General features: G+C 56.1%; 11 protein-coding genes. 3 read left to right on the top strand and 8 right to left on the bottom strand.

All coding sequences use genetic code 11. The annotated features are described in order from the left end of the window. Positions 1–25 precede the first annotated feature (25 nt). Entirely contained in the window at positions 26–1372 is a 1347-nt protein-coding gene (locus tag ACA046_RS11080; RefSeq protein ID WP_497676473.1) for an outer membrane beta-barrel protein, read from the top strand. Positions 1373–1433: 61 nt separating this feature from the next. On the opposite strand, the gene ACA046_RS11075 is transcribed toward ACA046_RS11080, so the two are convergent. The 8 genes from ACA046_RS11075 to ACA046_RS11040 all read right to left on the bottom strand — a co-directional run bounded on the left by ACA046_RS11075 (position 1434) and on the right by ACA046_RS11040 (position 10628). Further along, entirely contained in the window at positions 1434–2786 is a 1353-nt protein-coding gene (locus tag ACA046_RS11075) for an outer membrane beta-barrel protein (protein WP_497676472.1), read from the bottom strand. 64 nt (positions 2787–2850) lie between these two features. Further along, positions 2851–3228, bottom strand: a complete 378-nt coding sequence (locus ACA046_RS11070; RefSeq protein WP_497676471.1) for a nuclear transport factor 2 family protein — start codon at positions 3226–3228, stop codon at positions 2851–2853. Positions 3229–3298: 70 nt separating this feature from the next. Continuing rightward, positions 3299–4159 carry a fumarylacetoacetate hydrolase family protein gene (locus ACA046_RS11065; protein WP_497676470.1) on the bottom strand — a complete coding sequence of 287 codons (861 nt, stop codon included), beginning with the start codon at positions 4157–4159 and terminating at the stop codon, positions 3299–3301. A 5-nt stretch (positions 4160–4164) separates the two neighbouring features. Further along, positions 4165–4761, bottom strand: coding sequence for a VOC family protein (locus tag ACA046_RS11060; RefSeq protein WP_497676469.1), 597 nt, complete (start codon positions 4759–4761; stop codon positions 4165–4167). 30 nt (positions 4762–4791) lie between these two features. Further along, positions 4792–6072 (bottom strand): 2-oxo acid dehydrogenase subunit E2, encoded by a 1281-nt coding sequence (locus ACA046_RS11055; protein WP_497676468.1) that lies wholly within the window; start codon positions 6070–6072, stop codon positions 4792–4794. A gap of 22 nt (positions 6073–6094) precedes the next feature. Beyond that, the gene (mdeB, locus tag ACA046_RS11050) at positions 6095–8758 is read right to left on the bottom strand and encodes an alpha-ketoglutarate dehydrogenase (protein ID WP_497676467.1); all 2664 of its coding nucleotides are present in this window, start codon (positions 8756–8758) and stop codon (positions 6095–6097) included. 108 nt (positions 8759–8866) lie between these two features. Further along, positions 8867–9373 carry a flavin reductase family protein gene (locus ACA046_RS11045; RefSeq protein WP_497676466.1) on the bottom strand — a complete coding sequence of 169 codons (507 nt, stop codon included), beginning with the start codon at positions 9371–9373 and terminating at the stop codon, positions 8867–8869. Between the two features lie 28 nt (positions 9374–9401). Next, positions 9402–10628, bottom strand: coding sequence for an acyl-CoA dehydrogenase family protein (locus ACA046_RS11040; RefSeq protein WP_497676465.1), 1227 nt, complete (start codon positions 10626–10628; stop codon positions 9402–9404). A 482-nt stretch (positions 10629–11110) separates the two neighbouring features. On the opposite strand from ACA046_RS11040, the gene ACA046_RS11035 reads away from it, so the two are divergent. Continuing rightward, positions 11111–11791: a TetR/AcrR family transcriptional regulator gene (locus ACA046_RS11035; protein WP_497676464.1), complete on the top strand. Its 681-nt coding sequence runs from the start codon at positions 11111–11113 to the stop codon at positions 11789–11791. A gap of 49 nt (positions 11792–11840) precedes the next feature. After that, a complete protein-coding gene (locus ACA046_RS11030; protein ID WP_497676463.1) occupies positions 11841–12800 on the top strand; it encodes a quinone oxidoreductase family protein in 960 nt (319 codons plus the stop codon). Positions 12801–12908 lie beyond the last annotated feature (108 nt).

Below are 12908 nucleotides of genomic sequence, written 5' to 3'. Positions count from 1 at the left end.
CCCCAATAAAAATAAGAGAAAACTCATGAAGAACATCAACATCAAATCGTTTGGTGCGGTTCTGCTCGCATTTTCAACAAGCCACTGTCTTGCCGACGTCGGCGAAGGCACCGTGTTTCGTAGCATTTTCGGCGACTCGCTGGAACGCGATTACGGCATCAAGATATCTGGACTGCTGGACGCCGGTTACTCGCACAACAACAACTCATCCCAAGATGATCGCAAGTCAGGGCAAACCAACACCCCTATTGGCGGTCTGTCCGATGAGGGCTTCGAACTCGCCACCCTTCACCTGTTTGCAGACAAGGCCCTGAAGGCAAACTTTATTCCGCGCGTAACGCCGCTTCCGGGACCAGCTCCCACCGAAGCATCTTTCGGTTTCACCCTTGAAGCAGCCTATGGACGCAACGCGCAACAGGCCCGCACATATGGATGGGACATGCATTGGGGCATCAACTCCCCGGGCGATGACGATGCGGACAAGGCTCGACGCGATAAACAGAACTTTCTTGCGGTACCCAACATAGCCGCGACGGCCTACCTGCCGTACGCCGGGGGCTTCACCGCAATCGCCGGCATTTTCGGCTCAGGACTTGGGTATGAAGTCCCGCCTAACGTGCGTGCCGCGCGCAACCCGTTTGCCAGTCGTTCCTATGCCTTCATGACCCAGTCTGGCCCCGTATCGGGCTTTCTGCTCGGCAAGCGCCTGGTCAACAACCAAAGCATGTTGCTCGGTGTTGAGCTAGGAGTGATCCAGGGTCAAGGCAACTTGCGCGATAACAACGACACCAAGGCAATACTGGGAGCGTTGCGTTGGCGTACGCCAGATATGAAAACCTGGATCGACTATGAGTTTTTGGTCGGTGACTCGCAGAGCGACAGCAATGATGTGCAAACACCGCGTGGCCGGGTGATCTCTGAAAATAGCCAGTTCAAGCAGCAGCACTCGCTCAATGGCTGGCATCAGTTTGATGAGAAGTGGTCGATGGGTGCAGAAGTGGTTTACGGCCATCAGGCGGGTGACGGAAAAAAATCGACGGTCGACGTTATCAGTGGGCCCGGTTTTGAGGGTGCACATTGGTGGGGAGCCAACGCTGTATTGACTTATCAGCAACGTAAGGACTTGTCGTTCTCTGTGCGGGCGGAGCATTTCGATGACCCAGACGGTTTCGTATTGTTCCCCTCGTCCACGTCCCGAGGCGCGTTCAATGCCCTGACAGCGGGCTTGCGCTACGACTTCAACAAATACCTTTCATTGCGTCCGGAGCTGCGCTACGACTGGTTCAACGGCCGCGACGATGCCCATCCATTCGGTCAGGGTGATGCGCGCAGTCAACTGACTGGAACGGTGGAAGCGTTGGTCTATTTCTAACAGTAGCTGGAGCGCTATCGCCGATATGACGTGGGCGATAGCGATGGCGTGCGGCGCTGGGTCAAAAGTAGTAAAGCGCTTCGATCATCGTGCTCAGTTGCGAACGATCGCGACCATTGCCAAAAGGTCGATCGTGTTCGCGTGCATCAAACCAGTCGTAGCGCAGCTCCGGGCGCAATGAAAGGTTCTTGTTGACCTCATAACGAACTCCCGTTGTGAGTGCGTTGAAGTCTCCCCGGGAGGTACTGGTGGGAAACAGGATAAAACTATCAGGGTCACTGAAGTGCTCGCCACGCAGGGACCACGTCAGATCTTGTCGAACCTGATAGGTGACGACCGCATTAGCACCCCACCAATGCGCGCCACTGAAGCCCGGGCCCCGAACGATATCAACCGTCGACGCCTTGCCATCGCCGTCTTGGCGACCGTATACCACTTCGGCACCCATCGACCAGTGCTGATCAAATTTATGCCATCCGTTCAACGAATGCTGCTGCTTGAATTGATTGGAGGGCGAGACGATTCGCGAGGGCGGTCCCTGCACGTCAGAGAAGTCATCATTCTGCTCATTGCCGGCGATGAACTCGTAATCGATCCATGTGTTCATGTCTGATGTGCGCCAACGCAATGCACCGATCAACGATTTATCAGAGTTGTTATCCCGCAGGTTGGCCCACCCCTGCACGACGCCCAACTCGACACCCAATATGCCCAAGTCTCCCTGGTATGCGCGAGTACTCGAAAGCACGCCGGCGCCGGTACTGGGTTCACTGACAAATGCGTAGGTTTTACTGGCAAACGGATTGCGGGCGAACCGCACGTTGGGAGGGATTTCATAGCCCATCGCCAGGCCGAACACACCGGCCATAAGACTGACACCGGGGCCGTAGGGCAAGTAGACGGTGGCCGCAGCATTTGGAATCGCCAAGAAGTAATCCTTGTCACGCTGGGCCTTGCCGTTGTCCTTTTCGTTAATGTCCAACCCCATGTCCCAACCATAGGTTCGCGCGAACTGAGCGTTACGACCGTAGTTCAATTCGAGGGTAAGACCGAAGGAGACCTCCTCGGGTTTTGGGCCTGGTAAAGGGGTAATACGGGGTATGAAGGTGCCCTTGAGTTGTTTGTCGACAAATAGATGAAGGCTGCCCAGATCGAGACCTTCATCAGACATGCCGGTGATTGGCAGATTGCTCAACCCGTCCTTGCGCTCGTCGCGTGTCGAACGATTGTTGCGTGAGTAGCCGATGTCTAGAAGATTGGAAACAGTAATGCCGTAGTCCCTCTCCAGATTCTCTCCGAACAAGCTGCGAAACAATGTACCTTCACCTGGCTTTTCGGCTTCATCGGCATAGCAGTTCACAATCGCAAAGGCGGCCAGAACCGCACCAAGCGCTTTCACCTTGATGTTCTTCATCTTCTGTCTCTTGTTTTTATTGTCAGAAACCCACCTTCAAGAGATGGGCGCAGCGTTGGGGGAACTAGAGGTTGGTTGCCTGGAAACTGATCTGACGCCAGGCGTCGTCGCGACGTAACCAAATCTGCGTGGTGATTACATTCATCTCGCGGCGTTCACCGCTGTTGCGAAATTCAATGCTCTGTAACAGTCGGCCGGTAGCGATCGCAATGTCGGCATGAACTTGTACTTGAAGGTCTTGCCGTTCCACACTCAGGAAGAGGATTGCATCCTCGACCAGTCGCAAATAGCCGGGCTTGTCGTCGATCTGTCCGGTGGCGTGTATATGTACCAATTGGTCGTCGACCAACTCGCTTAACGTTTCGAGGTCGCTTTCTACCAATGCCCGGCAGCGCGCATCTTCCAGCTGCGCAATGGTGTCTATGATCGCTTGCTCATTCATGGTTGATCTCCTGGATGCACATTTAAGGAGCCGACTGACGGCGTGTTCACGGTCCCTGCTTCTATACACATCAGGCTTCGGCCTGCACCACGTTTTCGATGGCACCGAGCCCATCAATCTCTACGCGCACCCGATCGCCCTTGCGCAGCCAGCGCGGCGGTTTCTCGGCCGCGCCGATGCCGCCAGGCGTGCCTGTGAAGATCACGTCGCCAGGTTCAAGCGTCATGACCTTGGAAAGGTGCTCGATTTGCTGGAAGCAGTCGAAAATCAGCTGGTCTGTATTCGAGTCCTGCCGTTTCTCGTCGTTGACGAAGCATCGGATACCCAATTGATGGGGGTCCTCGACGTCATCGGCAGTGACCAGCCACGGGCCGAATGGTGCGTGGGTGTCGAACGACTTGCCCAAGGTGAATTGCGAAGTACGCAGCTGCCAGTCACGGACGCTGACGTCATTGCCGACGCAGTAACCGAAGATGGCCGTTCGCGCAGTTTCCGGGGTGAGATGGCGACAGCGCTGCCCGACGATGAAGACCATTTCAGCTTCGTAGTCGAGGGCCTCGGACACTTTCGGCAAATCGACAGGAGCGAATGGACCATTGGCCGCCGTGCTCATCATGGCGAACCACAATTGGTCCGCCGGCATATCCATGCCCGACTCTTCAACATGGTCGGCATAATTGAGGCCGATGCCGAGTATCTTGCCGGGGCGCGGCACCGGGGCCAGTAGAGTGACCTGATCAAGTGCAATGCCCCTCGCACCGCTCCCGGCCAAGTGCTGCAGAGGCTCGCGCCAATCGGCCCACGTGGTGATCAACTCGATCATACTGCCGGGTGCCGTGTTGAAATGGTCAGTGATGCGAATAACCTTCTCACCGACAACCAAGCCAACGGCAGGGGTGCCATCCTGGATCTGGAATGTACAAAGTTTCATGCTGTTTACCTGTATTGGGGACCGAGGTTGACGCCAGTGGCAGCGCTGCCCAATGCGCAAAGCTGTTCATCGCTGGCGCCCGCGCGCCACATTGCAACCAACTCATCAGCATTGAATTCGGTGCCAATTGGGTTAGCGGCAAAGGTCTCGGAATGGAAGAAAGCAGAGGCATCTGCAGGATCAACGAAATTGTCGACCTGCAACTCGATGTCATTGCCCTCTGGGTCCCGGTAGTAAACCGATGTGGTTGGCCCATGGTTAATGGTCCAGACCGGCAAGATGCCGAGCGCCTTTAGCCGTTCGTAGGTAGTCAGCACTTCACCAATGCTCTGATAGCTGTAAGCAATGTGATGAACGCCGACCATGTTGTCGGTTTTTTTCGGCAGATCCGGCATGTTGAAAAATGCCAGGCGATGATGTTCATCGTCGTAAGTAATGAAAGTCAGAATTTCGTCTTCAAACACCAGGTCAGCCTGGAATACCTTGCGATACCAATCGACCATGGATTTGCGATCGGCGCAGCGGTAAACCAAGTGAGCCATCTTGAACGGCGCGATACGTCGGGCGCCGGTATCGAGGCTGGTTGATTGCAGTACAGACATGTTCGTTCTCCTTATTTTTGTTGTGACGCGTCAGATCGAAACACGGCGAAAGTCCGCCAATAGAGTTACCAGGTACGCGAGGAATCGGCCGGCCTCCGCGCCGTCTACAGCACGGTGATCCCACGACAGCGACAACGGCAGTTGCAGTCGCGGCTGAAATGCCGAGCCGTCCCAAGTGGGTTGCATGGATGCCTTGCCGACGCCGAGAATTGCGACTTCCGGTGCGTTTATGATCGGGGTGAAATGCCCGCCGCCGATGCCGCCCAACGACGAAACGGTGAAACAACCACCGCGCATTTGATCTCCAGAAAGCTTGCCGTTTCGGGCCAGTTGCGAGAGCTCGGCCATCTCAGCAGCTAACGCAGCGATACCTTTGCGATCCGCATCGCGGATCACCGGGACGACCAGGCCGTTGGGCGTATCGGCTGCGAAACCGATGTGGAAATACTGCTTTTGCACCATTTCCTCACCTTCCAGACTGACGTTGAACTGCGGGAACCGCTGCAACGCAGCCACACAGGCCTTGATCAGAAACGCCAGCAACGTAATCTTGGCCTGCCCTTCTCTCGCTTCCTGATTGAGCTGAATGCGCAATGCCTCAAGATCGCTGATATCACTCTGGCTATGATTGGTGACGTGCGGAATGCTCACCCAATTTCGATGCAGGTTAGCCGCCGAGAGACGTTTTAGACGCGACATCGGACGGCGCTCGATCGGGCCAAATTTTGCAAAGTCGACTTCTGGCCACGGCGCCAAATCAAGACCAGTGCCCTTCCCCGCCACAGGTGATGGGCTGTCTCGCTGGGCTTTGACGAAAGCCTTAACGTCGTCACGCAGAATTCGGCCGCGGGGATCGCTGGCCTTTACTTGATTGAGATCAACGCCCAGTTCACGGGCCAGCTTGCGTACAGCCGGGCCGGCCAGGGCCATCGATGTAACGCCCGATTTTTGGGTGTCTGGTTCGACCTCCGCTGTCGGTTTGACGGCTACCGGCATCGGGACAGAAACCGCAGCAGGTGACGCAGGTATTGCCTGTACCTCTGGCAGTACCTCAGCAGTTTCGGCGATCCCGGCAATCTCGGCGAAGTCGACATTGGCAATCAAACTGCCTTTGGAAACGATGTCTCCGGGTTTGATCAACACCTCGCGAATCGTGCAGTCGCGTGTGCTCGGAACATCCATTACTGCCTTGTCGGACTCCAGGGTGATCAACGCTTGCTCGACCGAAACCTTGTCGCCGGGTTTGATCAGTACATCGATCACCGGCAAGTCCTGAAAATCGCCAATATCGGGAACCATAAGTTGTTGCATAGTCAGTCTCCTTATTCGCGACTCAGCGGTTCCATGGGGCGTCGAGGGCGACGTCAATGCCGTAGCGCTCCCGGGCGATTGCCGCTTTCTGTGGGTCTATGGCTGCCAATGCGGCGACAGCGATATGCTGGCGATCCATCTCGAAGAAACGACGCAATGCAGGACGGGTATCACTGCGGCCGAAACCGTCAGTGCCGAGGGCGATGTAGGGCGCATGGATATAGGGAGCTATCAGTTGCGCATAGCCGCGCACATAGTCGGTGGCAGCCACAACGGGCGTGGCGCCGGACAGGCATTGCTGCACGTAGCTCTGCGACTGAAGTTCACCGCCAAACAGTGCATCGCGCTCGACCTCGCGGGCTTCGCGCGCCAGCTCGCTGAAGCTGGTGACGCTCCAGATTTCGCTGGCTACCCCCCAGTCCTCGGCCAAAAGTTCGGCGGCAGCGATCACCTCGCGCAGGATTGAACCCGAGCCGAGTAGGCGCACTGCTGGCGCGATACTTTCGTCACCACGCCCGCCAAAACGTCGCATACCTTTGATTACTGCAGCGTATTCAGCTTCGGTAACGGGTGCCTGGATGTAGTTTTCATTGGTAACAGTCAGGTAGTAAAACTCATCGTGCTGTTCTTCAAGCATGCGACGGCTGCCGTGGTCGATGATGACAGCTGCCTCGCTGGCGAAGGCCGGGTCATAAGCGCGACAGTTCGGAACCGTGGACGCAATCAACTGACTGGTGCCGTCCTGGTGTTGCAAGCCTTCACCGGACAAGGTGGTGCGCCCGGCGGTGGCACCAATCAGGAAACCACGGGCACGCTGGTCGGCGGCCGCCCAGATCAAGTCACCGACGCGCTGAAACCCAAACATCGAGTAGTAGATATAGAACGGCAACATGCTGATGCCATTAACGCTATATGACGTCGCTGCTGCGACCCAGGAGGAAATAGCACCGGCTTCGGTGATGCCCTCTTCCAAGAGCTGACCGTCCTTGGACTCTTTGTAATAGAGCATTGCCCCGGCATCTTCAGGTTCGTAGAGCTGGCCGACGGGTGAGTAGATACCGACCTGACGGAACAGGTTTGCCATGCCGAAGGTGCGAGCCTCGTCCGCGACAATAGGCACGATGCGCGGGCCCAGTTGCTTGTCCTTGAGCAGGTTCGTGAACAACCGGACGACGGCGGTTGTCGTTGAGGTTTCACGCTCATCCGGTGTCAGCGCGAACTGCGCATAACTGGCCAACGATGGAACCTGCAAAGAGTCGGCCTGGGTCTTGCGACGCGGCATGTAACCACCCAACTCAGTACGCCGGGCGTGCAGGTAGCGCATTTCCGCGCTGTCTTCGGCGGGTTTATAGAACTGCATTTCCTCCAGCGCCTGATCGTCCAAGGGCAAAGCAAAACGATCACGGAACGCCTTGAGTGCCTCCACGTCGAGCTTCTTCTGTACGTGGGACGTGTTGCGCGATTCGCCAGCCAGCCCCATGCCATAGCCTTTCTTGGTCTTGGCCAGAATGACCGTTGGCTGGCCGTTATGCTGCTTGGCGGCAGCAAACGCAGCGTAAAGCTTGCGGAAGTCGTGGCCACCCCGGCGCAGTCCGTCGATTTCCTGGGGGGTCATGTGCGACACCAACGCCTGCAATTCCGGATCGAGATCGAAAAAATGCTCCATGTTGTAGGCGCCATCGTTGGCACCCAGTGTCTGGTACTGACCGTCGACGGTGTCAGCGAAGCGACGCAGCAACACATGGTTGCGATCACGTGCGAACAGCGCATCCCAATCTGAGCCCCACACCACTTTGATCACGTTCCAGCCTGCACCACTGAACAGCGACTCCAGCTCTTGAATGATCTGACCGTTGCCACGTACAGGGCCGTCCAGACGTTGCAGGTTGCAGTTAACGATGAAAGTCAGATTGTCGAGATTTTCGCGCGCGGCCAGCGACAGCGCCGCGATGGACTCTGGCTCGTCCATCTCGCCATCGCCGAATACACCCCAGACGTGACGCTTGGAAGTGTCGGTGATGCCTCGGTGCTCCAGATAACGCAGGAAGCGCGCCTGATAAATCGAACTGATCGGACCGATCCCCATTGAACCGGTCGGAAACTGCCAGAAGTCTGGCATCAGCCAAGGATGCGGGTAGGAACACAAACCACCGCCGTCCACTTCCTGGCGATACCGCGCAAGCTGCGACTCCTCCAGGCGGCCTTCAAGAAAAGCACGCGCATAAACACCTGGCGCCGAGTGCGGCTGGAAGTAAACCAGGTCGCCCTTGGCATCAGCCGTATCCGCGCGAAAGAAATGGTTGAAGCCGATTTCAAAAATTTCTGCCGCCGACGCATAGCTGGCGATATGACCACCCAACTCGCCATAGGCTTTGTTGGCCCGGGCCACCATTGCCAGCGCATTCCAGCGGATGATCGAAGTAATGCGTTCTTCCATCGCCAGATCGCCCGGGTAAGCAGGCTGCTTTTCCAGCGAGATGCTGTTCTGATACTGCGAATAGGGGTGAGCGGAGCGCCGCACACCCAAGTGGCTGGCATGTTCATCGAGACGCTGCAGGAGGAAATCCACACGCTCGGAACCGGCATTCAGGGCGATGCTTTCCAGCGCGTCAAGCCACTCGTGGGTTTCCTGCTTGTCGATGTCGTTGTCTGTTTTCACAGGCAATTCTCGGATTTTGGCGGTCATGAAAAATCACTCGGTTTACATTTAATCGGCATGAACTGACCTTGGGCGCTCCTTTCAGAACACTGGATCGGGCATTTTCAAGCGCCTATTTATTGCTATGGACGTATGTCACCAGACGTCGACGCAACCACTCCACTCGACACTTGGGGCGCGGGCGTGCATCTGGTGGTAACGCCCACTGAAGAACAACAATGGCTTGCGTAGTTCGCCGACGCGAACGTGCTCGATCTCACCGATGTAGAGCAAATGGTCGCCGGCCGCGTGCACATCCACCGTGCGTGCAACAAGTTGCACGAGGCTGCCGTCCAGCAACGGCGTTTCTTGGTGATAGCTGAAAGGCAGTTCTGCCCCCTCCTCCGGACGTCCACCGAAATGACCGCTCAACCAGCGCTGACTTTCGGCTAGAAAGTTGACGCCGTAACGCACCCCTTCCCCTACAAACTGGTTGAAGCTCGAAGCGTTGCGGATTGAAACCAGAATCAGGGGCGGGTCCAGTGAGACAGACATGAAGGCATTGGCGGTCATGCCAGCCGGTTGGCCGTCGGCGACAAAAGTCACCACAGTCACCCCGGTGGCGAATTGGCCCATTACCGAGCGCAAAAGCTTGGCGTCCATTGAAGAATCCTCAGGTATGTGGCGGCGCTTAGATCAATGGCGTGACGGTGTTTTCCACGCCGAGTAACGCCTTCCCATAAAGCTCGTTACCGACTGCTGGCAATGCCACGGCATGTCGAGCTGCGGTGTTGGAGTCGCGCCACCAGCGTTGCATCGGACTGGCTTCGGAAAAACTGCCAGCGCCATGTGCGGACAACAGAATATTTATCGCATCGGTAATCAGGGTGTTGATCAGGCCAACGTCTGCGCGAATGCGCGCTCGGGTTAACGGGTCGGGCTTGATGCCTTGGCGCGAGGCTTCATCCATCTCATCGGTGGCGCGGAAAGCACGCAGGTGAGCGGTGTCGATCTTCAGCGCGGCCTCAGCGATCTGGGTCTGGAACACCACCGAATCGGTCTGTCTTTCAAACGAGGTATAAGCCACGGCTCTGCGTGATGCATTGTCGATCACGTATTTCAACGCAGCGCGTCCCAGGCCGAGTTGCGGACCATTGAGGATTAGCGAAGCAAAGGGGACGAACAGTGCGCGGTAGGCGACTTCATCCTTGAATTCGGTGGCGTATTCACCCTCGATCGCACCCGCCATGTTCAGCAGACGATGGTTGGGCACGAAGATTTCGTTGGCAACGATGCAGTTGCTTCCCGAGGCGCGCATGCCGGCGGTGAACCAAGTGTCTTCGATGCTGTAATCAGCTTTTGGCATCAGCGCCAGGTACTGTGCGACGACTGTGCCGTTGGTATCGCGTTCTTCGGCACCGACGACAGCCCAGTCGGAGTGCAGGCTACCCGACGACGAATACCATTTTCCAGAAACGATCAAGCCACCTTCTACACGCTGAGTTGTCGGCGAAGCGTTGAAAACTCCGGCGACCCGCGCATCCGGATTCGCACCGAACACTTCGTTTTGCGCTTGTTCTGAAAACAGGCTAGTGAACCAGGCGCAGACGTTAGTCAATGCAACGACCCACGCGGTCCCACCACAGGCTTCGCCCAACGCCGCAGACACTTCGAGGTGTGAGCGCAGCGTGCCTTCATAGCCGCCGTAACGCTTTGGAACCATCAATCGAAACAGACCCGCTTCACGAATGGCTTCAATGTTTTCTTCAGAGGTGCGGCGGTCTTTTTCCGACGCTACGGTGTTCTTGCGCAGTAGCGGCTGCAGCGCCTCGGCGCGCTTGACTAGCTCTGACAACGTCGGTCCCGATGCAAATGCATTGAGAGTATCTACGTTCTGAAAAATCGTTTCTGTGCTCATACCAACCTCGAATGTCATAATGAACTAATATGTCATTTTTAAATTTCGGGTGAGCGAATACCCCGGCCAGCATTTATTGCTCGACCGTGCGCGGGCGATCACCCGATCTAGTTACGCTGTCAGAATCTTGCTGTCAGCAAAGATTTGCCGAAGGTCGATGGCTTTTAAAAACTGTGACGTACCAGTTCGAACGAGCGAAGGGCGACGTGGGATGAGGTCGGGCGACAGGATGTGATGGGTTTAACATTTTCGTCTCCTATTATTTTTATGACGATATTGTCATTCCGACAATTGAGTAGAATGTAGGACAAGAATTTCTCCCGCGCAAGGCTTTTTAGACATATTTGTCATTCTGAAGGTTAAGCTATAAATTGTCAGTCTGACGTCGTGTCATTGTTTGAGGCCCTACAGTGCAAATACCAGAAATCGATAAAGCCGTTTCCGATCATCGCCCAAGAGTCGCCAGGAAAAAGCGGGAAGTCATGCGCAGTAAATTGCTCGACGCAGCGATGCGTGTTTTTGCGGCACCGGGCAGCGCACCTCCGGTCATCGATGATGTGATTCGGGAAGCCAACGTATCGCGAGGTACCTTTTACAACTATTTCGATTCGCTGGATCAAGTGCTTGTGGCCATTGGCCAAGAGCTCAATAACCAGATGACCACCGATATCCTGCCAGTCTATGACGTCCTGACCAAACCCTGGCAGCGCGCCGCTGTAGCCTCCAGGCTGTTCCTGATGCGCGCGCTCCTTGATTCGAAATGGGCCGGTTTTGTGACACGCGCTGACGCGTGGCAGCACAACACTCTGGTTGCGGAATACATGGCCAGGGATCTCCAGAACGGCAAAGCCGCCGGTGACTTCAGGTTTAGCCGGCTCGACGCTGCTACAGACTTTCTTATGGGTGCTTCAGCCCACGGCATCCAAGCCATTCAACAAGGTGTGGACCATCCCAATCAATACATGGATGCATGCGTGCGGCTTACGCTGACAAGCCTGGGTTGCAGCACTGAAATGTGCGAAGCCGGCGTGGCATTTTCTGTGTCTTATCTGAAATCGTGGATGAAAGGAGAACTGACGGCGAGCAAGCCTGACTGGGCGCTCAATATGAACGCTGAAGCCGCCCGACAATTTATTGCCTATTCGCCTGAAACCGAATCCTGAATTCTTCTGCCCTTCTCACCCTTACACCCGGTCTGTTTAGGAGTTGCTTATGAAAGCTGCTGTAGTCCACGATTTCAACGCCCCCCCGCGTTACGACAATTTCACCACGCCGATAGCGGAGGCCGGCGAAATGCTCGTTCAGGTTCGAGCCGCTGCACTTAGCCAGTTGGTCAAAGCCCAGGCGTCTGGCCGTCATTACAGCAGCGGCAAGATACTGCCCTTGGTTCCCGGTGTAGACGGCGTTGGAATCCTGCCCGACGGCCGTCGGGTCTACTTCGCCTTTCCACGAAAGCTGTTCGGTTCGATGGCTGAGACAAGTGTTGTGCAACTGGAGAACTGCGTGGACATTCCCGATGATGTCGATGACGTCACGGCGGCGGCAATTGGTAACCCCGGGATGTCGTCATGGAGTGCCCTTCTCGACCGAGCAAAATTTGTTCCCGGCGAAAACGTATTCATCAATGGCGCAACTGGCGTTTCCGGCCGGTTGGCGATTCAAATCGCGAAACATCTTGGTGCTGCAACAGTCATTGTCACCGGTCGCAACGCCCAAAGTGTCCAGGGATTGCAGGAGCTGGGAGCCGACCTGGTGATCCCGCTCGATGTACCGGCAGATGAGTTAAAAGACACCTTCCGCCAAGCAATACATACGCACAAAGTCAGTGTGGTACTCGACTACCTGTGGGGACCCTCTGCCGAATGCTTGCTGAATGCAGCTGCCGGGCAAGGTCATCATTCAGGTGAGCCACGGATTCGATTTGTGCAGATTGGTTCTATGACCGGCAACAACATTAATCTGCCAGGCTCACTGCTGCGTAGTTCCGGCCTTGAGCTTATGGGCAGCGGCCTGGGCAGCGTTTCCAACGCAGGCCTGGTCCGGGCGGTGGGTGGGGTTTTACGGGCGATCAGCAGCGCCGGCTTGTCGATTGCTGCCGAAGCGGTAGCGTTGGAAGATGTGAATAGCGTCTGGCAGCGTGAGGGCTCATCGCGGCTGGTGTTTGCCCCATAACACTAGCAACCACGTACCTCGCACAAGGTTTACGGTGCTGGAGTTCTGCGTTCAGCGCCTCATGTGTTTTCGGTGGCTCCCGATTCATAGCCCTCCTGCCATCATCGT

Source organism: Pseudomonas sp. LBUM1641 (assembly GCF_059716235.1).
Note: the sequence above shows the minus strand (reverse complement) of the source record. Positions and strands in the feature narration are given on the sequence as shown.